Below are 23,902 nucleotides of genomic sequence, written 5' to 3' on the forward strand. Positions count from 1 at the left end.
CGGCATCCGCTTCGATCTGCAGTTCTTACAGGATGGACTGCCAGGTGCCGTCGGCCGACCACCGGCGATGACGCTCGTAGACGGTCTGCCAGGGCCCGTACCGTTCCGGCAGATCAGGCCAGGGGAGCCCGGTCCGGGCCCGGAACAGCACCCGTTGACGACCTTCCAGTGCTCGGCCCACTGCCCGCCAGGCCCGCCGTTCCCAGGCAAAAAGAGACTCGATCTTCCGCCAATGCGCGTCCGTGAGCCCGTGATCGCCGCACCATACGAACGTCCTGCCCGCACGACTACGAGATCCATCCACCCAGCCCACCAAGAGCCATCAGAAACGCCCTAGGCTCGTGGCTGATCACAGTTACCGACGAGGGGGTTCCGAGGTATGAGCGGCAGAGTGACGGCGGTCAGCAGCAACGGGGAGTACTCGTTCACGAAGCCGAACCGGGACAGCGTCCGGTTGCTTGCCGGGCTCGGTGTGGAGGGGGACGTGCACGCTGGTGTGACGGTCAAGCACCGCTCGCGCGTCGCGCAGGATCCCACCCAGCCGAATCTGCGCCAGGTCCACCTCATTCACGAAGAGCTCTTCGCCGAGGTCGGCGAAGAAGGGTTCAAGGTGGCGCCCGGCGACCTCGGCGAGAACATCACCACGCGTGGCATCGATCTGCTCGGTCTGCCGGTCGGCACCTTGCTGCGCATCGGCGACTCCGCGGTCCTGGAAGTCACCGGGCTCCGCAACCCCTGCCTGCAGATCGACACCTTCCAGGACGGGTTGCTGAAGCAGGTCGTCGGCCGCGACGAGGCGGGGAACATCGTGCGCAAAGCCGGAATCATGAGCATCGTGAAGGAAGCCGGCACGGTACGCCCTGGCGACACGATCGAGATGGAACTTCCCAGCGGTCCGCACCGGCCCCTGGACCGGGTCTGACGCCTTCTGCGCAAGCTCACCGGCGCCGATGCGGCCGATCCGGTCCACCGCTACATGCTGCAGACCGCGGTGATCGGCGCGCACCTGCTGGACTGGCCGGCCCAGGAACTCTGACGCGCCTTCCGGACGGGGACGAGCTCAGGTGCGGGCCAGTTCGGCGGCGCCGAAGGATACGTCGAAGCGGTCGCACCAGATGCTCACGCTGGTGAACCGGGACGGGTCGACGTCGGCGGGCACGGTGTAGTTCTGACTGCCCTTGTTGCCCTTGAGCTTGCCGAGGCTCACGTACGCGCCGTCGTCGAAGACGTGCCACCCGGCACGCCCCTCCTTCACCGGCGCGTCGGTCAGCCACACGCGCAGATCGGGGCCGTTGCTGGTGTCGAGGTCCTCCAGCCGTACGACATGGGATCCGTCGGCGAGTCGTACGAGCTTCACCTTGCCCGAGGTGGCGTGCTCGTGGCTGATCAGTTCGCCGCCCGCCAGCGTCCGGAGCCGGGGTGCCGGAGACGGTGACGCGGACGGCGCTCCGCCCGGAGGGGCCACAGGGGCGACGGCACTGGGCAGGGCCTCCTGCACGGTTTCGTCCTGCCACAGCTTCCACGGCTGGAACCAGTGCAAGCCGAAGCCGACACCGGCGAGCGCCGCCACCAGCACCCCGATGACCCATGGCCTGCCCCGCGTCTTCCGTCCACGCCCCATGCCCGCCTCGATCCCTGAGAGTTTCCCGCCTCCATTTCAACGGCGCACGCGGGCGGTGTGTACCCCGACGCGGATGACGGAAGTCTTACGTCGCCTGGTACCCGCGAATCTGGCCGCCTTCGGCGGCGTCCGCGCGTTCGGCGATGCACCGCTATAACAGGTAGGTGTTCAGTGAGCCCATCAGAGTGCCGGCCACGCGGACCGTGCGGAGCTGCCGGCTCGGAGCGTCCTTGGACCCTTGACTGTCCACCGTTCGAGCGGTGCAGGAGTTCACGCTGGCGCGCTATCGGGCCGATGACAAGCATTTAGCTACGCTCTGTTGCTACGGAGGTTCAATGCGTAAGAGAACGAGGCATTTGCTGAGTTGTGTAGTGGCCCTCTGGGGCCTCAGCTTGTTTATCGCGTGCGACGATTCGTCCGAGCCCGGCCGTGGCAGGACGTCCTCGCCGGGGCCGTCGAGCCACACGGCAACGGCAACCAGCGAAACACCAACTTCCAGCGCGTCATCCCCGACGGCAAACATCAGCGGAGGAGAAATCCCGCCGCCGCCGCCCCCGCCGACCCGCCCCCGGGGAACTACGTCCGGGCCCTCAATCGCGCCGTCCGAGACATTGCCACCAGGGGTGACCCCTGTTTCGCCTGGGAGCCCCTGACGGCACCGATGGACCCAGTACCTAACCCCATGGGATCCGTCGCTGTAGAGGCCCAGAAGCGGGGAGTATCCGACGCGATGACGCTGGGCAAGGCAGTCGTGGCCCAGGCATCCTTCATCGCGGCCCTGATGTTCTATCTAGGAGCGATCTACAGCAGCGGCTATTACACCTATTTCCACGTCTCGCTGCACTTCCTCGGTCTCGGCTTCGCTCAGCTGGCGTTGCAGAGTCTGCATCTGTTGAGGTTCGAGGTGCTAGTTGCGGTGGTCGTCGGTCTGTTGATCCTCGCCGCTTCAGGTGACCCAAGCACTCGGCGTCTTCCGGCTTCGCTGAGCCGCCGCGTTGCTAAGGCATGGCTACTGACGACACGATGGCACGTCGTCGTCGTTGCTGCTGGGCTGGTCCTGCTGCTGATGTGGTCGCGAATCCAGCCGTACGGGTGGGCGGCGCCCCTCACCATCGCAGCCGGCCTTCTACTGGGACAGAGCCACCACGCCCAAGCCGGCCCGCCGCAGAGGTTGCGTCGAAGGGCAGTGCTGATCCTGGCTGCTGCTGTGTTCCTGTTCTGGACGCTTACCCAGGCTGCCTGGCAGATGGGTGACCACGACGCCCGCACGCACGCGCGCGAGGTCGTCGGTTGGACGGGGGTCGTAGTCCTCAGCCGCGAGCGGCTGACATTCCCCACGCGGTCAGTGACCGAGGAGTCCTTCGAGCCGGGCTGGCGCCACCGATATCGCTACACGGACCTGCGGCTACTCCTCGAACGCAACGGACGCTACCTCGTTGTGCCGACGGATTGGAACGCTGAGAAGGACGCCATCTACGTCGTTCTGGAAGACGCCAACACGTGGATCGGCCTGACGCCCGGCGAACAGCCTCCCGGCTAGGGCTCTGACCGTATGGACACCTCAGGCGGTTAGCGCGTCAAGTCGGCTGCTGGAGGCGGTCGAACAGGCGGATCCCTTGCTCAGGGGGAAGGGTGGGATGATCTCGCTGTGGAGACTCCTGATTCTTCGTTTCGTCGGCGCCTTCTGATCGAGGCGCTGACAGTCGTGGCGGCGCCTGCGCTGGACCAGGCGACGTGGCTGCAGAAACACGGTGTCGTGGCGGACGAGGGTTACCCTCGACTTTGAGCAGGCATTCTCCATGGCCAAGCGCCTTGTGGAGGAGGGCTCCTCGACGCGGTCGCAGCCCGCAGGACCGTCTCCGCACCGCCCGTTGGGCTCCACCCGTTGGGCCCCACCTGGTTCACCACGCGTACGGCGCGGACCGACCGCTGCTCCTGACCACGACACGGATCGCGAGCCGGCTGCCGGCCCGGCCGGGCCACTGCTGCCCCTTGAGCCTGCGGGAGTGGGCGATCCCGCGCGCGCCGCTGCGCCACGGCCGCGCCGTCATCGCCAGGACGGCGCCGTGCGCACGGCTGTGCACCAACTGCCGTGCGGGCCGCGCCCCACACGAATACGGCGTCTTCGCGTTCCGTGCAGGCTGCTCTTCCTGGCCCGAGATCAGGACCGTCAGGCGCTAGCGCGGATGACCAGGCGCGTGGGCAGGATCAACGGGGTGGGGTCGTGTCCGTTGATGACCGCGACGAGCATGCGCGCCATCTCCCGTCCGAGAGCCGTTATGGGCTGATGGACGGTGGTGAGGGGCGGATCGGCGACCTGTGCGACGGTCAGGTCGTCGAAACCCACCACAGCGATGTCGGCGGGGACCGCCCGGCCGGCCGCGCGCAACGTGCGCAACGCGCCCGCAGCCATGTTGTCGTTGGCAGCGATGATTGCGTCCAGATCGGGGTGCTGGTTCAGCAGGACGGCCGCGGCCGCGGCTCCGCTGGGCTCGGTGAAGTCCCCTTCCTGCGGCGGCAGCGGATCGAGGCCGGCTCCCAACAGGGCGTCCCGGTAGCCGCGGTACCGGGCGCGTCCGGCCTCGGTGTCCAGACGCCCGCAGATCGCGGCCACGCGTGTCCGGCCGCGTGACATCAGGTACTCGGTCGCCTCGCGCGCTCCGCCGACGTTGTCGACGTCGACATACCACCGGGGAGTCACACCGACGGGGCGTCCTCCGAACACGACGGGCACCTTCGCCTCTTGGGCCATTGCGGCCAGGGGGTCGCTCTCGCGCAGGGCCATCAGCAGAACACCGTCGGCACCCTTGGAGCGGAACAGTTCCTCCACCCGTTTGCGGCCCCGGTCGGAGGCGGCCAGGCACAGCATGAGATGCAGATCGGCGTCCTCCAGAGCGGTCGAGGCCCCCACGATCACCTGCGCGAAGAACGGATCCGCGAAAATCGACGGATCCTCTCCCGAGACGACCAGGGCGGCCGCTCCCGTCTGACGCGTGGCCAGAGCACGGGCGGTCGGGTTGGGAACATAACCGAGTTGCCGGACGGCCCGTTCAACCGCCTCCCGTTTGGCGGGGCTGACATGCGGAGCGTTGTTGAGGGCGCGGGAGGCCACGGAACGGGAAACTCCGGCGCGTTCGGCCACCTCCTCGAGCGTCGGCTGCCGACGCGGCGCAACTGTCATGAACGACGAGCCCCTCCCTCGCGACCGGACGGGAAGCGTCTCACCCCGGACCACGGCATTGCCACCCCGGGTGACGTCATGAGACGGACAGTCAGCCAGACGGAACCCTTCATCGCGCCGACCGGATCCGGGTTGGAAGCGCTTCCAGTTTTTCTGGCCCATCAGGCTTGTTTTCGCCATAGGGGCATGGTGCATCGGCTCTTGACAGCTCAACTACGGCGCAACACCATGCACAAAGCCACCCCGACGATTTTCCAGTTCTCTGGGACCGCTTCCAGTGGGAGCGCTCCCAAGATCGCGTGGTGACACCGCTCTTGCTCAGGTCGCACGCTCGGGACCAGAGGGTGCGACGCACCCCTGCCAGGAAAACGAGGTCAGTCATGCGCCGCAGACTCCGCGCCTTGGCCGTAGCGCTCTTCGCTCTGCCGCTGGCGTTCGCCGTCGCACCGTCCGCCCACGCGGCGGATCCCACCACCATGACCAGTGGGTTTTATGTCGACCCCGACTCAAGCGCGAAGAGGTGGGTTGCCGCCAATCCGCGTGATGGGCGGGCGCCCGCGATCGGTTCCGCGATCGCCAACACTCCGATGGCCCGCTGGTTCGGTGCGTGGAGTGGCACCGTCGGCACCGCCACGGGCGGGTTCGTGGGAGCGGCGGACCAGGTCGACAAGTTGCCTCTCCTCGTCGCCTACAACATCTACAACCGCGATTACTGCGGCGGCCATTCCGCGGGCGGAGCCGCTTCACCGTCCGCTTACAGGAGCTGGATCGCCCAGTTCGCGGGTGGGATCGCCAGTCGCCCGGCCGTTGTCATCCTGGAACCGGACTCCCTCGCCGACTACGGCTGCATGACCCAGGCTCAGATCGACGAGCGTGCGGGGATGCTCACCGGTGCCCTCGCCGAGTTCAGTCGCCAGGCCCCCAACACCTGGGTGTACCTGGACGCCGGCAACCCGGGCTGGGCGAGCGCGGCGACCATGGCCCGGCGCCTTCACGAAGCGGGCCTGCGACAGGCTCACGGCTTCTCGCTCAACGTCTCCAACTACTTCTCCACCGCCGAGAACACCGCCTACGGCAACGCCGTCAACAGGGAGCTTGGGGCCCGCTACGGCTACACCAAGCCGTTCGTCGTGGACAGCAGCCGCAACGGCAACGGCTCCAACGGCCAGTGGTGCAACCCCTCCGGCCGCCGTATCGGCACCCCCACCCAGCTTGGCGGAGGCGCCGAGATGCTCTTGTGGATCAAGGTTCCGGGCGAGTCCGACGGCAACTGCGGCGTCGGAGGGGGCTCCTCGGCCGGGCAGTTCCTCCCCGAGGTCGCCTACAAGATGATCTACGGATACTGATCCCGGACCTCCGTGGCCTGGCACGCCCTGCCCCCCCCGTCAGGCCACGGCACCGCCCGCCACACCCGGCCGAGCCGACCGCCGGCCGTCTCGCGCACCGGCGGTCGGCAGCCCGGCCGGGCCATGGGCCTCCCGCAGTGATCCAACGCGACTGCCGGTGCCCTCGCGCAGGCCGCACGCCGAATGCCGCGACCGCCGTACACGTGCACCCTCGGCCCACCGCCCACCGCCCACCCCGACCCTTCCGGCGTCTCAGCGACTTGGTCCTGGTCGACGCCGCTGGCCGGGCACCGGTGCGGCCCGGACCGGTCGGGTTCCACGTGCGGTGTGGCCAACCAGGTGGCCTAACTGGTGTTCGAGCGCAGCCCGTTGCTGGTTGATATCGGTGCCAACTGTCGCCTGTAATACCCCTGCGATACGCCCCGACCATGAGGCCGACCAAGGTGAATCGACACCCGACCAGGGCCCAGACCGTGGTCGGGTGTCGAGGTCAGAGCAAGTCCCATGCCCAGCACGTCTGACCGCCATCGCCATCAACATCGAGCGCCTCAGCGGACTTTCACCGAACGGAGGGGAGCTCCTGCCCCACAGCCGACGGCCTTGCAGAGCTATCCCGACAGCACAAGATCCCCCCGGCTCACTTGCTGGCGAACCCTTGGCAGTTGACCTGGACGACCCCAAGATGCCCGAAAGAGTCGAGCTAAGAGCGCGGTCCCCAGCGACGCTCTAAGCCTGGCCTCAGGTTGGTCGGGGACAATGAGCGGCAAAAAGCATCGACTGGAAGGGGGCGGGGCCGGCGTGCGGATCATGATCGCGGATGATGAAGTGGCCATCCGTGAGTCGCTGGAGCGGGTGCTCCAGGTCGAGGGGTACGACACCAGCACCGTCTCCAACGGTCTCGCCGTGCTCGACGGGCTCGGTGGTGCCGACGGTGACACGCTGGATCTGCTGATCCTCGACGTGATGATGCCCCGCCTCGGCGGGTTGGAGACCTGCCGGCGGTTGCGGGCCGCGGGTCGGGATCTTCCGGTGCTGATGCTGACCGCCCGTGACCAGGTCTCCGACCGGGTCACGGGGCTGGACGCGGGCGCCGACGACTACTTGCCCAAGCCGTTCGCCACCGAGGAGTTGCTGGCCCGGGTTCGGGCCCTGTTGCGCCGGCGCACGCCGGCCGACGAGGAGTCGCAGATCCTGTCGTTCGCCGACGTCCGGCTCGATCCCGACAGGTTCGAGGCGTGGCGGGGCGAACGGCCACTGCGCCTGACCCGGACCGAGTTCTCCCTCCTGCAGGTCCTCATGCGCAACGCGACCCGGGTCCTGACCCGCGACGCGCTGTTCGAGGCGATCTGGGGCTTCGACATGAGCGCCACCGCCAACAACCTCCAGGTATACGTGAGTTACCTGCGCCGCAAGATGGAGGCCGAGGGTGAGCCGCGACTGATCTACACGCTGCGCGGCCTGGGGTACACGTTGCGGGAGACTCCTCCGTGAGCGGGCCCGCCGGCCGGGAACCGCGCCGGCTGACCCGATGGTGGCGCCGGCGGTCCCTGCGGACCAGGCTGACGGTGATCGCGGCGACGGCCATCGCGGTCAGCGTGTTCGTGGCCTTCCAGGTGGCCAGCGAGCTAATGGACTGGGAACTGCGGGACACCGCCGAGAACCAGCTGCGCGCCGACTCCCGCGTCCTGGCGACGGACGCGCGGCGCGTCGGTCTGGCGCAGGTCCAGCTACCGTCGTATCCCGGATCCGGTCGGCTGGTGCGGGTCATTCTGCCCGACGGCTCGACCCGGACGCCGGCCGGCCAGCCCGCGCTGCCCCCCGTCAGCGAGCACGCCAGTCGCGTGGCGCAGGGCGCGTCGGCCGACCTGATGGAGTCGAACGACAGCGAGGAGGGCTACCTCATCTACACGCTGCGGGCGGGCGACGGCGCGGTCCAGGTGGCCCGCCTCGCCGACGACAGCCCGATCAACCGGTTCGGTTTCGGCATGCTGCTGATCGGGCTGTTCTGCGTGGCCGGCGGCGCCCTGGTCGGGCGTACTGTGGCGCGGACCGGGCTGGCACCGATCGACCGGCTGACTGCCGCCGCGGTACGTGTCGCGCACACTCGGGATCTCGACGCCGACATCCCGGATGAGGGCGGCGGGGAGATCCGGCGCCTGATCCGGTCGATCAACGACATGCTCGCCGCGCTGCGGGACTCCCGGCGGGCCCAGCGGCTGCTCGCCGAGGACGCCGCCCATGAGCTCAAGACCCCGCTCACCAGCCTGCGCCTCAACGTCGAGCTGCTGATCCGGCTCGATCGGCGCGGCAACCTGGACAGCGCCCTGCCGGCGGAGAGCCGGACCCGGCTGCTCAACGATCTCGGCGCCCAGGTGGCCGAGTTGGGCACCCTTGCCGCCGAGCTGACCGACCTGGCGCGCGGTGACGTCAGCGACGAGAACACCGAGCTGCTCGACCTCGCCGACGTGGTCGTGGCCGCCGCGATCCGGGCGCGTTCCCGCATGCCCGACATCGAGGTCGCGCTCGACGTGACCTCCGTGTGGGTGAGCGGGCGTCCCGCTGCGCTCCAGCGGGCGGTGCTCAACCTCATCGACAACGCCGGCAAGTGGTCGCCAGAGGACCAGCCGGTCCAGGTCCGGCTCCGTGCCGAGGGTGCGTCGGCGGTGCTCGAGGTCGACGACGCCGGGCCGGGCATCGACGCCGCCGACGTACCGCGGGTGTTCGACCGGTTCTACCGTGCCGACAGCGCCAGGGCGTTGCCGGGATCCGGGCTGGGGCTGTCGATCGTGCAGCGGGTCGTCGACGCCCACGGCGGCCGGGCCACCGTCGCCCGCTCCGCACGCGGCGGCGCGCTGCTTCGGGTCGACCTTCCGGCCGCGGCCCCGCCCGACCCCATCGCGCGGCGCGCCGCCGGCGAGGACACTGCGGTGCGCTGACCCGCACCGGCCGCACGGCGCAGGACCAGGGGCGGTGGCCCTCGGGCTGGCCCCGCGCGGCTCGCGGTCGGGGCAGGACATCACGGTGCCCGACGCGAGGCCCGGCGGCGCGGCGCAGGACCAGGGGCGGAGGCCCTCGGGCTGGCCCCGCGCGGCTCACGGTTGGGGCAGGACATCACGGTGCCCGACGCGAGCCCCGGCGGCGCGGCGCAGGACCAGGGGCGGCGGGCACTCCGCATGGCCCCGCGCGGCTCGCGGTTGGGGCAGGACATCACGGTGCCCGACGCGAGCCCCGGCGGCGCGGCGCAGGACCAGGGGCGGCGGCCCTCGGGTTGGCCCCGCGCGGCTCACGGTCGGGGCAGGACATCACGGTGCCCGACGCCAGCCCCGGCCGCACGGCGCAGGACCAGGGGCGGAGGCCCTCGGGCTGGCCACGCGCGGCTCGCCGTCGGGGCAGGACACCACTGCGCGCCGACCCCAACCCCGGCCCCACGGCGCAGGACAAGCGGTCCACCACCGGGGATGACACCGCGATGCGCCGCCGCCAGCCCCCGGCGCGTGGCGCAGGGCCAAAGGGCGGCGGCTGTCGGCCCATGAAAAGATCCGGGACGGGCCTGAATGCCCGTCCCGGATCTCGTGCGTGCCGCCGAGGCTCACCGTTGCAGCGCGGGCTCCTCGTCGTCGGCGAGCGGCTGTTGACCCTCCGGCAGTTCCACCGCTGGACGGGACAGTCGGCTCGGCCACCAGATCCGCCGGTCGATCAGCAGGGTGAGGGCGGGCACCAGGACCGACCGCACCAGCAGGGCGTCGAGCAGCACGCCGAAGGCGACCAGGAACCCGACCTCGACCAGCATCACCAGCGGAAGTGTGGCGAGCACCGCGAACGTGGCCGCCAGGACCAGGCCTGCCGAGGTGATGACGCCACCGGTGGCGGAGAGGGCTTTGAGCATGCCCTCTCTGGTGCCGAGACGCACGGTCTCCTCCCGGGCCCGGCTGGCCAGGAAGATGTTGTAGTCGACGCCGAGCGCCACCAGGAACAGGAATGCCAGCAGCGGCACCGAATTGTCGACGCCCTTGAACCCGAGGATCGTGTCGAAGACGAACACGCTGCCGCCGAAGGCCGCGGCGAACGAGACGATCACGGTGGCCATCAGGACCAGCGGGGCCACGACTGCTCGGAGCAGCAGTCCGAGGACGATCAGGACGACGGCGAGCACCAGCGGGATCACCAGCTTCTCGTCGCGGCTGGTGGTCACCTCGGTGTCGAGGTTCTCCGCGCTCGGCCCGCCGACGATCGCCTCCGCCCCGCTCACCGGGTGCACGGCGCTGCGCACCCGCTTGATCGTGTCGTACTCGGCGACGGTGTCCGGCGCGTCCTTCGGGAACACGGAGATGTCGGCCCAGCCACCGCTGGCCCGACCCGGGATTGCCAGGGCCACACCGCGAGTGTCCTTGACGATGTCGAGCACCCGCTCCTGGTACGCCGGCCGCGTGAAGATCGTCATCGGTTGGCCGCCGAGCTCCGGGAAGTGCTGGCGGAGCACGGTGAAGCCGGTGACCGACTCCGGCGCGGACAGGAACTGGTCCTGTTCCCGCAGGTTGCCGGTGTTGCCCGCCAACCCGAGGGCGAGCACGCCGAGGATTCCGAGCGAGCCGAGCGTCGCCACCCACCGGCGGCGGCTGATGGCGGCGCCGAGCCGTCCCCACAGCCCCGGCTTCTGCTCCATGGCCGTGTTGAACCGCGGGACGGCCGGCCAGAAGATCCGCCTGCCGAGCACCACGAGCACCGCCGGGAACAGCGTCAGCATGGCCACCAGCGCGCACAGGATGCCGGCCGCGCCGATCGGGCCCAGCCCGCTGGTGCTGTTCAGGTCGGCGACGAGCAGGCAGAGCAGGCCGGCGATCACGGTGGCCGCGGACGCGACGATGGCCGGCGCCGCGCTGCGCAGCGCGTGGACCATCGCGACCCGGACGTTCTCGTGGTGGTGCAGTGCCTCCCGATATCGAGCGATGAGCAACAGCGCGTAGTCCGTGCCGACGCCGAACACCAGGATCGTCAGCAGCGCCGAGTTCTGGTCGTTGACCACGATGCCGAAGCCCTTGACGAGCAGGTAGACGGTCGCCATCGCGGTCAGTGCGGCCGCGCCCACGGCCACGAGCGGGATGATCCACAACACCGGACTGCGGTAGGTGAGGATGAGCAGGAGCGTGACGACGACGATGGTGGTGAGCAAGACCTGCACGTCGATGCCGTCGAAGACGGCGTCCATGTCGCCGTCGATCGCGGCCGGGCCGGTCACGTCGAGTTCCAGGCCGTCGGGGCGGTCCTTCGTGGCATCACGCAGCGGGCCGACGATGTCCTCCGGTGCGCCGTAGGTCGTGCTCACCTCGAGGGTGAACACCATCGCCTTGCCGTCGGTGGAGACACTCGTCGATGGGCCCTCCTCGTCGTCGCCATCGGCCGGGGCCGCCACCTTCGGCGGGTACCGCTTGGCAAGGGTGTTGTAGTGGCGCTCGACCGTCGCGCGATCGGCTTGGGTCATGCGGCCGGCGCGGTGGTACACGAAGACGAACTCGTTGTCGTCACCGTCGGGGAGACTGTCCTCCAGTACCGCGACCTTGGTGGACTCGGCGCTGGCCGGCAGGGTGTCAGCGGCGCTGTCGGTGGTGACCGAACTCAACTTTCCGCTCAGCGGCACCATGAACACCGCCAGCGCCACCCACAAGCCGATCACTAACCACGGCACCCACCGGCCTGCCAACCGACCGGTCGGCGCTGCCCCGGACGGCGCTGCGTTGACTGTCATCACTAGCCTCCTACACACGCGTTGCATCGCTCATCTGATGCCTACTTCCTAATGAGCGAAGCTGAGACCACCGTTAGAGCCTGTGAAGCAACCGGCGTCCGCTGTAGAGGGCGATGTCGATCATTGATGCCTTGTGGAATCCCGGTCAGAGGCACTCGGCAGGTGCCGGCGGGCGCCCGGTCCCAATCCGCCTCGTCGTGGACCACCTGCCGAGCGACAGTGACCCGGAACCGTTGTGGTTGTGGTCTTCACGCAAGGGCGCGTCACTCACCTGGGCTTGAGGCCGTAGAGCATCAGGTGCACCAGTTGTGGGACGTCGTCGAACGTGGTCTGCGCGTCGAGCCGGTCGTTGGCGGCGAAGGTGGCGGCGCCCTGGAGGGTGGCGCCCACGACAAGGGTGAGATGGGCGGGGTCTCCCTCGATGATCTCCCCGCGCCTCTGGGCGTCCGCGATGATCCGCTCCAGCGCCCCCACCGTACGGTCGACGGCGGCGGCCATCTCCTCGGAGGCGTCGGGGTCATGCTTGCGGGCGAACATGAGCTCCAGGAGCTCGGCGTTCTCGGTGGCGAAGCCGAGATAGGCCCGGGCGAGGGCGACGAGCCGCTGTTCCAGCGGGAGGGTGGGGTCGTCGACGGCGGTCAGGGCCCGGGTCAGCCGCTCGTAGCCGGCGAGCGCCAGGGCGTTGAGCAGGGCCTGCTTGTCCTTGAAGTGCCGCCCCGGGGCGGCATGGCTGACGCCGATGTCCCGGGCCAGTTCCCGCAGGGACAGGGCCCCGGCCCCCTTCTCCCGCAGGGTGCGCTCCGCGCTTGCGAGCAGGGCGGAGCGGAGGTCTCCGTGGTGGTAGGGGCGGGTCTCGCGGCTCTCGGACTTCTCGGACGGCATGGGCACCATCGTATCCGGATGTAGACGGCGCCAGCATTGTTGTCATTGACATCATTGTTGTCGATGCCTACATTGGGGGCCATGGCAACTCACAAGTGGAACGCGACCGACATCCCTGACCTCACGGGCCGTACTGCCGTGGTCACCGGAGCCAACAGCGGTATCGGTCTCAAGGCGGCGGAGGCACTGGCCCACGCAGGCGCGCATGTCGTGTTCGCCGTACGGGATCCGGAGCGCGGCCGCGTGGCGGCGGCCACCGTCCACGGCAGCACGGAGGTCCGCCGCCTCGATCTGGCGGACCTGTCCTCGGTGCGGGAGTTCGCGGCGGACTGGCAGGGCGAACTGCATCTGCTGCTGAACAACGCCGGTGTGATGATGCTGCCGGAGCAGCGCACGCGCGACGGCTTCGAGATGCAGTTCGGCACCAACCATCTGGGGCACTTCGCCCTGACCAACCTGCTGCTGCCGCACATCACCGACCGGGTCGTCACCGTCTCCTCGGGCCTGCACCGCGGTGGCACTGGAGTGATCGACTTCGCCGATCTGAACCGGACGGCCAACTACAGCCCCACCGGCGCCTACGCCCAGTCGAAACTCGCGAACCTCCTCTTCACCCTGGAACTCCAGCGCCGCCTCACGGACGCGGGCTCCCGGGTCCGCGCCACCGCCGCCCACCCCGGGTACGCCGCCACCAAGCTCCAGAGCCACGCGGCGAGCCTGCTGTCCCGGCTCTTCATGAAGTTCGGCAACCGGTTCATGGCCCAGGACGACAAGGCGGGCGCGCTGCCCACCCTGTACGCGGCAACGCAGGACCTCCCCGGCGCGAGCTACGTCGGCCCGGACGGCTTCCAGGAGTTGCGCGGTGCGCCCACCCTGGTCGGCCGGAGCGCGGCGGCGAGCGATCCGGAGGCGGCGAAGAGGCTGTGGACGGTGTCGGAGGAGCTGACGGGGACACGGTTCCCGCTCGAGACAGCCGTACGCGGCTGAGTGCGGCCCGTCGGATGGGCGAAGAAACCGCAGCCCGCTCACCCGCTCCCCGGCCTGCACGGTGCTGCACGGCGACCTCGGTACCTCCCGGGTGTCGGGCTCGTGACCGGCCGGCGTGGCATGATGCAAGACATGGAGTCGCCCATGAGTCATACGAAGGGCTTGCCGCGTCTGGGGGATGTCAGTCCCGATCTTGTGAAGGACGTCGTAACTCTGCTGCGGGAAGCGTCTCCACAAGATCCGATCGCAGACTCGATCGCGGACTTGCCCTTCCATGGTGTCTGCCATGGCTATGTGTTGACCGCTCCCGAGGGAACACCTACTCCGTCAGTCATGGAGCTGGAGCAGGGAGATGAGGCGGCCTTCCTGGTGCGCCTTGATCCGTCCCATTCAGTCGTCACCTGGCTGGATGTCCTGGACGGACGCGATGTGCCACTCACCTTGCTGGGATAGTCGTGCTGCGTCTGGGTTTGGTTCCCTTCTGGTGGTGAGCGGTGCGGGAGTGGGCGTCACGGGTCGCGAGGACGCGGCCCACGTCGTGGCAGATGGCCGTGATGCCGCCGTGCGGACGGAAGCTGGCGGCCACGGGGTTGGCTAGGAGCCGTGCGACGCGGCTCTGCGGTGTCACCAGAAGGTTAATATGCCGGGGTCGACCCGGTGCCGAGCCCGTTGCGCCGCGTGGATCCAGGCCCACATCCACTGTGTCGACGCTGGGCGCAGCTGATTGTCGGACCTCGCCGCGGTCCGGTGACCGGGTCGGGTGAGTTGAGGGGGCGACAGCGACGTCGACGTCGAAGACGGGGTGGACACCGGTGACCGCATCGGCGGTGGCGAAGCGGACCGTGCCCGCGACGGTGTCCTGATCGGTCAGTGCGAGCGTCGTCACCCCGCGCTCGGCGGCACGCTGGACCAGGGCGCCGGGGAGTGATGCGCCGTAGCGGGCCGAATAGCCCGAGGCGACGGGCAGATGAGTAAATCCACTGCTGCGCACCTCCTGTCTCTCTCGTGCGTCCACCCTGTGACGCGCGTCCCTGCATCGCCGTAATCAAAAAAATGCTCGGATGCGGCATGGCGTCTCCACGTGTCGCCCGAGTGGCCGCCAGCTCCGTGCTCGCCTCCTGGTCTTCCCCTGACCTGTATGGATGCGGGTGACTGTGGCAGGGCCGGGTCCGGTGCGGGAGGGTGCACGCGACACCACGGAAAACACTCTGTGTCATTATCGGATGCACAGAGTGATACCCGTGAGGGGAGTCGTCATGCCCATGCTGCTCATCAAGGGCTCGTTCAAGGTGTCGGAGAAGGCCAAGCCGGACGGTGACACCGTCTCGTTCATCCCGGACAACGTGGCCGACTGGAAGCTCGTACCCGGGTGCAAGCCGATTCTGCCCGCCGCCGACGGCCACGCCAACGTCCGGCTCGAAGGCATCGACGCCCTGGAGACCCACTACGGGGGCAGCTATGGACCGGATCAGCACCAGCCGATCGGCCTCGCGCACCAAGCCGCGGACGAACTGCTGACGTTCCTCGGCTTCACCAGCATCATCCGCAATCCGGACGAGACCGTCACCCTGACCCCCACCAGCGTGCCCGGCTTCATCCTCACTCGCGGTTCCGACGTGTACGGCCGGTGCGTGGCCCTGGTCGGCCGCGGCACCCCGCCCGGGTGCAGCGGCTACGAGATCAATGTCAGTGACGCCCTGGTGAAGAAGACCGCCAACCACCACCTGCTCTCGCTGGGATTGGCCTACCCGACCTTCTACACCGGCTTTCCCGTCTCCCTGCGCAATGTCCTCGCCGCCGCAGCCCAGCAGGCGCGTCAGTCCACACCGCCGCTGGGTGTGTGGGCCAAGGATGTGACGCAGTCCGGAGTGAAGATCACCGGAATGGCCTCGCTCACGGCCGATGACGGAGCAGTCATCCTCCCCAAGCTGTTCCGCCGGCTGAAGGAATACCTGGACCTCAACCCCACAAGCCCGTCCCTGGCCTGCCTCCCCTCCTACCTGGGCGGAGGCGCCGACAAATTCCACATGCCGCCGACCTCAAAGGAGATCACCGGCCTGCAACACGCCATCGAGATCACCAACGGCAACACCGTGAGGATGACCCACCAGCCCGAAGAGATCATCTTCGTGGAGAAGTAGACGGCCGGAGCCGACCGGCCATCACCTGTGCGGAGGTGCCATGACGGATCCACGAACGATCCTGTGGCAGGCGCGCCAAGGCCCCGTGCCGGCGCAGTGGCGCGTGTTCACCAAGAAGCGGGGCGCGCTGTCCGGCTTCTTCCGCGGGACGTCGAACGATCCGGACCCCCTGCTGGTGATTACGCTGGACGGCTCCGTCGAGTACATCAGCGAACGCAAGCCGCTGACGATCGTCTTCTTCCAGGACCTGGCCAGCATGAAGCTGCGAGTGGCCAGTTCCGATTCGTCGGCTGCCGTCTCCACCTGGGTCGACCTGCGCTACCTCGACGGCCGCAAGTCGAAGTGGCGGTCCGCCTTTGATCTGGAAGCGGTCCAGGGGTTCATCGAGGCCTACGGCGCCCACAAGGCACTTCGCGGGTACGCGTGAATCCCGGCGCGTGCCGTCCTCATGGGCACGACGGTGTGGTGACGAGATGTGCAGGGGCGGTAGCTGGGACCTCCCGCGCAATGCCCGGCACGGACGGCTGGGCGGAGTCCCTGGCGCTCGCCGCCCATGCCCGTCGCTGGGCCGGGTCCATCACAGGGAACGCGGGCAAAGCCGTCGAGTCACGGGATCTCAGCGGATTCGATCCGGTGCCCGAGTGCAGGGTCTGACCCACACCTGTCGGATGAGCCGCCGGTTGTCGACTGCCTGTCGGCGGCGGCCATCGGCATCCTTACAGCGGGGGCCTGGAAATGCGCACCTCGTAGACGGCGTGGATCTATGAGGCAGCGCGCCCAAATGGCTTGCCCCTTAGGGCTGTTGTGGAAGGCGTGGGAGTGAACGGGACAGCGTCCCCGGGCCTCACCTACAGCCTGCGGGGACGATCGTCCGGCTGAAGCCCCCCAGAGCCTTTCGCCGCGTAGGCGACCGCCCTTCACCCCCACAAGCACGACTGTGGCCCTGACCGAATTCTGGTCAGGGCCAAGTGCGTCCCCCAAGCGCGGGTCCTGTTGCCGGGAGGGACCGCTTCACGCCTTACGGCGCTGCATGAGCGAGGCGGCTGCCGAACCGGTCAGCCGCCTCGCCCTGCGCTTCGTGGCCCGCTCAGCCCCGGACGATGTTCTGCGCCTGTGGTCCCTTCTGCCCCTGGCCGATGTCGAAGGTCACATGCTCGCCCTCGGTCAGCTCGCGGTACCCGTTGCCCGCGATCTCGGAGTAGTGCGCGAAGACGTCCGGGCCCCCACCGTCCTGTTCGATAAAGCCGAAGCCCTTTTCGGAGTTGAACCACTTCACGGTGCCGCTGGCCATACCGTCGATCCTTCGTTCATGCCTGGAAACAGCCCGTCCAACCGGGCATGTTCCGGCCCGCAACCGCACGAGCCTGCAGCCGTTGTACCCCCGATCACACCACTTATCCGACCGACACCACGACACATGCCAAGCCCGCCTGCCTCCCGACAGCAGATCCCTCGCCATTCACGCCATCTGCTGCCAGAAGTGCGCCCAGCCCACCCGGTCGTGCCCTCCGTCGTCCGGGCCAGCAATGCGCGCACGCCCTTTCGTGACCGCGCCACTTCGAGGCCTTGGGCTCACCGAGTCCAACACCGCGCACGCATGTGCCACAAACCACCGGCGACCCGGCACCGGGGGCGGGGCTGGAGCAACCCCCGGCCGGGTGGGCGTCACGGCGCCGGGATGTAGTGGATGACGGTCATCTGACATGGTCCGTCGGCGTAGACGTTGAGGGTGTCGATCTCGCTGTGGTCGGCGGTCAGTCCCCTGCGGAAGAACGTCACACGGTCTTTCCGGTCGGCCAACTACACCGCGCGGTACTGGCAGACCAGCCCTCGCTGCACGTCCTCGGGGGCGATCCGCTGGGAGTCGTTCAACTACCCGGGGTACTACCTGCGCCCCTACAACTACCAGCTCCGGCTGGAGCGGACGGCGGGAACGGACTGGTCCGGCAGGACAGTTCTTTCGTGCCGGTGGTGGCATGGAGCTGAGCGCACCGCTGTCGGCCTGGGGAGGAGCAATACCTGTACGACGATCTTGTCGGGCGGATGGCGTCGCTCGGCCGGCAGCGAGCGTCGGCCTCATGGGGTGTCCAGGGGGCGAGTGCCGCCTGTGAGGGCCGGATGAAGCGCCCCCGCAGCGCTGGATGCGGTAGCGCCCGTTGGGTCCGGTGTGCCCGCGGGGTGACGGTTGGCGTTCCAACTGCCGTTCCTCTCACGGCACAGCCTGTGGGCCGCCGCCGCTTCCGGCCTCGTGGAAGGGGCCCTGTGGTCAGCGGGCACAACGACGGCGTGGCGGGGAAGAAGGCCGGTGACGCGCGCTCTGCTGCGCGCCTCCACCCCTGGTAGGGAGAGGGTTGCCGGAGGCCGCATACTCGGTGATCGTTGCGGGCTGTGGGGCCCAGCACGCTGGGCGGGTTGAAGGGTGTGGGGAGACATGACCGACGTGGACGATCTGGCCGCTGTGGACGTGGTGGAGGATTCTGACACAACGGGGCGCCAAGGTGGCGCTCTGGGACAGTGGTTGCTGCGACATCGGGTGCAGGCGGTCAATCCGGCGGCGGAGGCAGGCGCCGGGGAGTCTCACGCCTGGTGGAAGGTGATGTGCCTGACCGGCGTCGACTACTTCTCCAGCCTGGCCTACGTGCCGGCGATCGCCGCGCTCGCGGCCGGTGCGGTCTCGCCGCTGGCCACGCTTCTGCTCGTGGTGCTGACCCTGGTGGGGATGCTGCCGATGTACCGGCGGGTGGCCGGCGAGAGTCCGCACGGGGCCGGATCGGTGGCGATGCTCGAGGACCTGCTGCCCTTCTGGCGGGGCAAACTGTTCGTCCTGGTCCTGCTCGGGTTCGTGGTGACCTCGTGGATCATCACCATCACCCTCTCCGCGGCCGACGCCTCCGTACACCTGGTGGAGAGTTCCTACGCCCCACATGCTCTGCAAGGTCACGAGGTCGTCATCACCGTGACGCTCCTCGCGCTCCTCGGCGGGGTCTTCCTGCTCGGGTTCAGCGAAGCGGTGAGCGTGGCCATCCCCCTGGTCGCCGTGTTCCTCGCGCTCAACGCGGTGACCATCGGCGTCGGCCTGGTGGACGTGTTCGCCAGCCCGGACGCCTTCTCGGCCTGGACCGGCGCACTCACCGAAGGCCGCGGGCTCGGTGACCTGGCCGAGCCCGCGCTGCTGGCCTTCCCCCTGCTGGTGCTGGGTCTGTCCGGCTTCGAGACCGGAGTGAGCATGATGCCGCTCATCTCCGCCGAGGGCGAGACCGCCGAGCAGCGGCTCAAGTCCCGTATCCGCAACGCCCGCAGACTGCTCACCACGGCCGCGCTCATCATGAGCGTCTACCTGCTCGCCGCCAGCTTCGTGACCACCGTCCTCATTCCGCACAAGGAGTTCGAGGCGGGCGGTGCGGCCAACGGCCGGGCCCTGGCCTGGCTGGCACACGAACACGTCGGAGAAGCCTTCGGCACCGCCTACGACATCAGCACCATTCTGATCCTCTGGTTCGCGGGCGCCTCCGCGATGGCCGGACTGGTCAACATCGTCCCGCGTTATCTCCCCGCGTACGGCATGGCCCCCGAATGGGGTCGCGCGGTGCGCCCCGTCGTCCTGGTCTACACGGTTCTGTGCGTCGTCATCACCATCGCCTTCGACGCCGACATCGACGCCCAGGCCGGCGCCTACGCCACCGGCATCCTCGCCATGATGGTCTCCGGGGCCTTCGCGGTCACCGTCTCCGCGCTGCGCCGCCGCCAACGCGTCCTGTGCGTGGGATTCGCCGCGCTCACCGCGGTGCTCCTCTATGCGCTGGTGGCCAACATCATCGACAAGCCGAACGGCATCACCATCTCCGCGATGTTCATCGTCGGCATCATCACCATCTCGCTGATCTCCCGCATCTCACGCACCACCGAGCTGCGCGCGGACAAAATCGTGTTCGACGAGGCCGCCCGCCAGTTCATCAGGGACACCCTCGCCCACGACAACGCCATCAACATCGTCGCCAACCGCCGCGAGGCCGGGGACGGCGCCGAGTACGCCGACAAGGAACGCGAACAGCGTGCCATCAACCCCGTGCCCGGCCTCGCCGACATCCTGTTCCTGGAGATCGACGTCGTCGACCCTTCCGACTTCAGCGAAACTCTCACCGTCCACGGCGTCGAAGTCGACGGGCACCGGATCCTGCGAGCCGAAGCGCCCGCGGCTCCGAACGCCATCGCCGCGATCCTTCTCACCCTCCACGACACCACCGGCGTCCAGCCGCACTGCTACTTCGCCTGGGCGGAGGGGAGCCCTCTGACCCACATGTTCCGCTACTTCCTCCTCGGACGTGGAGACACGGCCCCCGTCACCCGCGAGATCATCCGCCGGCACCAGCCCGACCCCGCCCGCCGCCCCGGCATCCACGTCGCGGGCTGACACCGCGGTCGGAACCATGGCTGTCCAGGGTGCGGCGGCGGCCGGAATCCGGCTCTCACGCCGAGCCCAGTGGTCCTGTCTTGCAGGTTTCTTGACGAAAGGGCAGGACTGGACATCCGACGCAGGGCAATGAGCGAGAAGTGAAACGCATTGCGATCGTCGTCCTCGCTCTGGCCGCCGGCATCGTGGCGGTTGTCGCCGCGGTAGGTCTCTCACCCTGGTGGTGGGCGGTCGCCGTACCGCTCACCCTGCTGGGTCTGCTGGGTGCGGCGGACCTGTTGCAGCGCCGGCATTCGGTGCTGCGCAACTATCCCGTTCTGGGCCACGCCCGCTTCCTCCTGGAGCGGATCCGCCCGGAGCTGCAGCAGTACTTCATCGAGCGGAACTTCGACGGGCGACCCTTCGACCGGGATGTCCGCACCATCGTCTACGAGCGGGCGAAAGGCACCGACGCCGAGCAGCCGTACGGCACCGAACGGGACGTCTATCTGCCCGGCTACGAGTTCCTGGTGCCGTCCATGGCGCCGTGCCCGGTGCCGAAGACGCCTCCGCGGGTGCGGATCGGCGGACCCGACTGCTCCCGCCCCTACGACATGGCACTGCTGAACGTGTCGGCGATGAGCTTCGGCTCGCTGTCGTCCAACGCGATCCTCGCCCTCAACGGCGGCGCGGCGGCCGGAGGTTTCGCCCACGACACGGGGGAGGGCGGCCTGTCGGAGTACCACCTGAAGCCGGGTGGGGACCTGGTCTGGGAGATCGGCACCGGCTACTTCGGCTGCCGCACCCCGGACGGCGACTTCGACCCCGCCGAGTTCGCCGACAAGGCAGCCCACGATCACGTCAAGTGTGTGTCCCTGAAGCTTTCGCAGGGCGCCAAGCCGGGCATCGGCGGAGTCCTGCCGGGGGCGAAGGTCAACGCCGAGATAGCGAAGGTGCGGGACGTGCCCGAGGGGCGGACGGTGATCTCGCCGCCGTACCACAAGGTGTTCTCCACCCCGCGTGAACTCGTCCGCTTCATCGCCCGGATGCGCGAGCTCTCCGGCGGCAAGCCGGCCGGATTCAAGCTGTGCGTGGGCTCGCGCCGGCAGTTCCTCGCCGTGTGCAAGGCCATGCTGGCGGAGGGCACGGCCCCCGACTTCATCATCGTGGACGGAGGCGAGGGCGGCACCGGAGCCGCTCCTCTGGAGTTCGCCGACCACGTGGGCACCCCGCTGACCGAAGGCCTGCTCACCGTGCACAACGCCCTCGTCGGCGCGGGCCTGCGCGACCGGATCAGGATCGGAGCGAGCGGCAAGATCGCCACGGGTACCGATCTGGTGAAGCGCCTGGTGCAGGGCGCCGACTACGGCAACGCGGCGCGGGCGATGATGTTCGCCGTCGGCTGCATCCAGGCCCAGCGCTGCCACACCAACACCTGCCCCACCGGGGTGACGACCCAGGACCCCCGGCGCGCCCGCGCCCTGGACGTGCGTGACAAGACGCCGCGCGTCCAGCGCTTCCAGGAAGCGACCGTGGCCAGCGCCCTGCAGCTCATGGCCTCCATGGGCGTCACCGATCCCGCCGACCTGCGCCCGCACATGCTGCGTCGGCGCATCGATCCCTACACCGAGCGCTCCTACGAGGAGCTGTACGAGTGGCTCGACCCGGGGCAGTTGCTCGCTGAGCCGCCTGCCGCCTGGGCGGCCGACTGGACCGCCGCCGATCCCGACCGATTCACCGTCTGACCGCTGCCGATCCCGACCGATTCACCGTCTGACCGCCGCCGACCCCGACCGATTCACCGTCTGAAAAACCGGAGGACTCACGTGGCCCGCACCGTCGCCCGCGTCATCGTGGACGCACTGAGCGAACTCGGCGTGCACCAGGTGTTCGGCGTCGTAGGAGACGCGCTGAACCCCCTGACGGACGCCATCCGCACCACAGAGAACCTGGAGTGGGTGGGGTGCCGGCACGAGGAGGCGGCGGCGTTCGCCGCGAGCGCCCAGTCGCAGCTCTCGGGCACCCTCGGTGTCTGCATGGGCACGGTCGGACCCGGTTCCGTCCACCTGCTCAACGGACTGTACGACGCGGCCAAGAGCCACACCCCCGTCCTGGCGATCGCCGGGCAGGTACCGCTCGCCGAACTCGGCACCGACTACTTCCAGGAAGTCGACAACGACGCGCTCTTCAGCGACGTCGCCGTCTTCCGGGCGACCATCACCTCTCCCGACCAACTGCCGCAGATGCTCGAGACAGCGGTACGGCACGCCCTCGGCCGCAAGGGCGTCGCCGTCCTGACCGTGCCCGGCGACCTGGGCGAGCGCGAACTGACCTCGGACCGCCCGGCCCGGTTCTCCCTGAACGCCCCGCTCAGCCGACCCGACGAATCCGCCGTACGGCGGGCGGCCGAACTCCTGGACCGCTCCGAGCGGGTCTCGCTGCTCGTCGGACGGGGCGCACGCGCCGCACGCGAGGACGTGCTGGCCCTCGCCGACCGGCTGGCCGCACCCATGGTGCTCACCCTCAAGGCCAAGGAGGGCTTCGAGGGCGACACCAATCCGTTCCAGGTCGGCCAGACCGGGCTGATCGGCAACCCGGCCGCCGCGTCGGCCCTGCAGGACGCGGACACCCTGCTGCTCCTGGGGACCGACTTCCCCTACCGGGACTGGTATCCGGAGGGGAAGACCGTCATCCAGGTGGACACCGAGCCCGCCCACATCGGGCGGCGCGTGCCGGTCGACGTCGGTCTCGTCGGCGACACGGGCACGACCGTCCGGGACCTCCTCACCCACCTCGCCGCCGCACCCGCCGGGACGGACGGTGCGCGGGACCGCACGCACCTGGAGAAGGCACGTGAGCGCTTCGAGCGGTGGCGCGAGGGCCAGGCACGGCTGGCCGACCCCGCACACGACAAGGGCCTGCTCGGCCGGGTGCGTTCCTCGCTCGACAACCGCACCCACGACATCCGGCCGGAGGCGCTGGCGGCTGTGGTGGACCGGCTCGCCGACGACGATGCGATCTTCACCTCCGACACTGGCATGGCGACGGTGTGGCTCTCCCGGTTCGTCGAGATGCGGGGCGAGCGGCGGCTCATCGGCTCCTACAACCTCGGCTCGATGGCCAACGCGATGCCGCAGGCGCTCGGCGCCCAGTGCCTGGACCGCGAGCGGCAGGTCGTGGCCTTCTGCGGGGACGGCGGGCTGAGCATGCTCCTCGGCGACCTCATGACACTGAAGACGCACCAGCTCCCCGTGAAGCTCGTCGTCTTCGACAACCGCCGCCTGGGCATGGTCAAACTCGAACAGGAACAGGCCGGACTGCCGGAGTTCGGCACCGTCCTGGACAACCCCGACTTCGCCGCCGTGGCCACGGCCATGGGCATCCCCGGAATCCGGGTGACCGACCCGGCCGACCTGGAGAAGGCCGTACGCCGCGCGTTCGACACCCCCGGTCCTGTGCTGCTCGACGTGCTCACCAACCCGGACGAGGTCGCGGTGCCGGCCAAGCCGACCGTCGAGCAGGGCTGGGGCTTCGCCGTGGCCAAGGTCAAGGAGATCGTGCGCAGCCACGGAGACGACAGCCCGCGCTGAGACCGCCCCGCAGGTGAGTGA

Annotated in this window: 20 protein-coding genes and 2 pseudogenes; 14 read left to right on the top strand and 8 right to left on the bottom strand. The window is 69.0% G+C overall.

The genetic code is table 11. The features are described from left to right. Positions 1 to 25 precede the first annotated feature (25 nt). Complete coding sequence (locus ABZ098_RS38190) at positions 26 to 313, bottom strand: transposase (protein WP_356598438.1); 288 nt, start codon at positions 311 to 313, stop codon at positions 26 to 28. A 66-nt stretch (positions 314 to 379) separates the two neighbouring features. On the opposite strand from ABZ098_RS38190, the gene ABZ098_RS38195 reads away from it, so the two are divergent. Beyond that, complete coding sequence (locus tag ABZ098_RS38195; protein ID WP_356598440.1) at positions 380 to 922, top strand: MOSC domain-containing protein; 543 nt, start codon at positions 380 to 382, stop codon at positions 920 to 922. A gap of 6 nt (positions 923 to 928) precedes the next feature. Beyond that, positions 929 to 1,036: pseudogene (locus ABZ098_RS38200) on the top strand (PucR family transcriptional regulator); the annotation flags it as partial. A gap of 24 nt (positions 1,037 to 1,060) precedes the next feature. Here ABZ098_RS38200 and ABZ098_RS38205 read toward each other — a convergent pair. Further along, on the bottom strand, positions 1,061 to 1,621 hold the full coding sequence (locus ABZ098_RS38205; RefSeq protein WP_356598441.1) for a DM13 domain-containing protein: 561 nt from the start codon (positions 1,619 to 1,621) through the stop codon (positions 1,061 to 1,063). A gap of 730 nt (positions 1,622 to 2,351) precedes the next feature. Between ABZ098_RS38205 and ABZ098_RS38210 the strand changes: the two genes are divergently transcribed. Continuing rightward, the gene (locus tag ABZ098_RS38210) at positions 2,352 to 3,161 is read left to right on the top strand and encodes a hypothetical protein (protein ID WP_356598443.1); all 810 of its coding nucleotides are present in this window, start codon (positions 2,352 to 2,354) and stop codon (positions 3,159 to 3,161) included. A 361-nt stretch (positions 3,162 to 3,522) separates the two neighbouring features. Here ABZ098_RS38210 and ABZ098_RS38215 read toward each other — a convergent pair whose 3' ends face one another. Further along, positions 3,523 to 3,672 carry a hypothetical protein gene (locus tag ABZ098_RS38215; protein WP_356598445.1) on the bottom strand — a complete coding sequence of 50 codons (150 nt, stop codon included), beginning with the start codon at positions 3,670 to 3,672 and terminating at the stop codon, positions 3,523 to 3,525. A gap of 119 nt (positions 3,673 to 3,791) precedes the next feature. Beyond that, entirely contained in the window at positions 3,792 to 4,802 is a 1,011-nt protein-coding gene (locus tag ABZ098_RS38220) for a LacI family DNA-binding transcriptional regulator (RefSeq protein WP_356598587.1), read from the bottom strand. 380 nt (positions 4,803 to 5,182) lie between these two features. Between ABZ098_RS38220 and ABZ098_RS38225 the strand changes: the two genes are divergently transcribed. The 3 genes from ABZ098_RS38225 to ABZ098_RS38235 all read left to right on the top strand — a co-directional run bounded on the left by ABZ098_RS38225 (position 5,183) and on the right by ABZ098_RS38235 (position 9,084). Continuing rightward, positions 5,183 to 6,148, top strand: a complete 966-nt coding sequence (locus ABZ098_RS38225) for a glycoside hydrolase family 6 protein (RefSeq protein WP_356598447.1) — start codon at positions 5,183 to 5,185, stop codon at positions 6,146 to 6,148. A gap of 798 nt (positions 6,149 to 6,946) precedes the next feature. Next, positions 6,947 to 7,639: a response regulator transcription factor gene (locus tag ABZ098_RS38230; RefSeq protein WP_356598449.1), complete on the top strand. Its 693-nt coding sequence runs from the start codon at positions 6,947 to 6,949 to the stop codon at positions 7,637 to 7,639. Continuing rightward, the gene (locus tag ABZ098_RS38235; protein ID WP_356598451.1) at positions 7,636 to 9,084 is read left to right on the top strand and encodes a HAMP domain-containing sensor histidine kinase; all 1,449 of its coding nucleotides are present in this window, start codon (positions 7,636 to 7,638) and stop codon (positions 9,082 to 9,084) included. Before ABZ098_RS38230 ends, ABZ098_RS38235 begins: the two co-directional genes overlap by 4 nt. Positions 9,085 to 9,737: 653 nt before the next feature. On the opposite strand, the gene ABZ098_RS38240 is transcribed toward ABZ098_RS38235, so the two are convergent. Both ABZ098_RS38240 and ABZ098_RS38245 read right to left on the bottom strand, forming a co-directional pair. Beyond that, positions 9,738 to 11,891: an MMPL family transporter gene (locus tag ABZ098_RS38240; protein WP_356598453.1), complete on the bottom strand. Its 2,154-nt coding sequence runs from the start codon at positions 11,889 to 11,891 to the stop codon at positions 9,738 to 9,740. A 267-nt stretch (positions 11,892 to 12,158) separates the two neighbouring features. Then, positions 12,159 to 12,782, bottom strand: a complete 624-nt coding sequence (locus ABZ098_RS38245; RefSeq protein ID WP_356598455.1) for a TetR/AcrR family transcriptional regulator — start codon at positions 12,780 to 12,782, stop codon at positions 12,159 to 12,161. A 72-nt stretch (positions 12,783 to 12,854) separates the two neighbouring features. On the opposite strand from ABZ098_RS38245, the gene ABZ098_RS38250 reads away from it, so the two are divergent. Both ABZ098_RS38250 and ABZ098_RS38255 read left to right on the top strand, forming a co-directional pair. Continuing rightward, positions 12,855 to 13,760 carry an oxidoreductase gene (locus tag ABZ098_RS38250; protein WP_356598457.1) on the top strand — a complete coding sequence of 302 codons (906 nt, stop codon included), beginning with the start codon at positions 12,855 to 12,857 and terminating at the stop codon, positions 13,758 to 13,760. 144 nt (positions 13,761 to 13,904) lie between these two features. Next, positions 13,905 to 14,213, top strand: coding sequence for a hypothetical protein (locus ABZ098_RS38255; RefSeq protein WP_356598458.1), 309 nt, complete (start codon positions 13,905 to 13,907; stop codon positions 14,211 to 14,213). Here ABZ098_RS38255 and ABZ098_RS38260 read toward each other — a convergent pair. Beyond that, positions 14,197 to 14,751, bottom strand: a complete 555-nt coding sequence (locus ABZ098_RS38260; RefSeq protein WP_356598460.1) for a PHP domain-containing protein — start codon at positions 14,749 to 14,751, stop codon at positions 14,197 to 14,199. The genes ABZ098_RS38255 and ABZ098_RS38260 overlap by 17 nt on opposite strands. A gap of 265 nt (positions 14,752 to 15,016) precedes the next feature. Between ABZ098_RS38260 and ABZ098_RS38265 the strand changes: the two genes are divergently transcribed. Together ABZ098_RS38265 and ABZ098_RS38270 are read left to right on the top strand one after the other, a co-directional pair. Then, on the top strand, positions 15,017 to 15,901 hold the full coding sequence (locus ABZ098_RS38265) for a nuclease (RefSeq protein WP_356598462.1): 885 nt from the start codon (positions 15,017 to 15,019) through the stop codon (positions 15,899 to 15,901). Positions 15,902 to 15,941: 40 nt separating this feature from the next. Next, the gene (locus ABZ098_RS38270) at positions 15,942 to 16,328 is read left to right on the top strand and encodes a hypothetical protein (protein ID WP_356598464.1); all 387 of its coding nucleotides are present in this window, start codon (positions 15,942 to 15,944) and stop codon (positions 16,326 to 16,328) included. 660 nt (positions 16,329 to 16,988) lie between these two features. Here the strand turns inward: ABZ098_RS38270 and ABZ098_RS38275 are convergent. Next, positions 16,989 to 17,192, bottom strand: a complete 204-nt coding sequence (locus tag ABZ098_RS38275) for a cold-shock protein (RefSeq protein WP_097276311.1) — start codon at positions 17,190 to 17,192, stop codon at positions 16,989 to 16,991. A gap of 471 nt (positions 17,193 to 17,663) precedes the next feature. Here ABZ098_RS38275 and ABZ098_RS38280 point away from each other — a divergent pair. The 4 genes and pseudogenes from ABZ098_RS38280 to ABZ098_RS38295 form a co-directional block, all read left to right on the top strand. Continuing rightward, positions 17,664 to 17,887: pseudogene (locus ABZ098_RS38280) on the top strand (AbfB domain-containing protein); the annotation flags it as partial. A gap of 445 nt (positions 17,888 to 18,332) precedes the next feature. Further along, positions 18,333 to 20,312: an amino acid transporter gene (locus tag ABZ098_RS38285; protein ID WP_356598466.1), complete on the top strand. Its 1,980-nt coding sequence runs from the start codon at positions 18,333 to 18,335 to the stop codon at positions 20,310 to 20,312. 140 nt (positions 20,313 to 20,452) lie between these two features. Then, positions 20,453 to 22,036, top strand: a complete 1,584-nt coding sequence (locus tag ABZ098_RS38290; protein ID WP_356598468.1) for an FMN-binding glutamate synthase family protein — start codon at positions 20,453 to 20,455, stop codon at positions 22,034 to 22,036. An 81-nt stretch (positions 22,037 to 22,117) separates the two neighbouring features. Then, positions 22,118 to 23,881, top strand: a complete 1,764-nt coding sequence (locus ABZ098_RS38295) for a thiamine pyrophosphate-dependent enzyme (RefSeq protein WP_356598470.1) — start codon at positions 22,118 to 22,120, stop codon at positions 23,879 to 23,881. The last annotated feature ends 21 nt before the right edge of the window (positions 23,882 to 23,902 follow it).

Origin of the sequence: Streptomyces sp. NPDC006335, from assembly GCF_040612795.1 — a bacterium.
Taxonomy (GTDB): Bacteria; Actinomycetota; Actinomycetes; order Streptomycetales; family Streptomycetaceae; genus Streptomyces.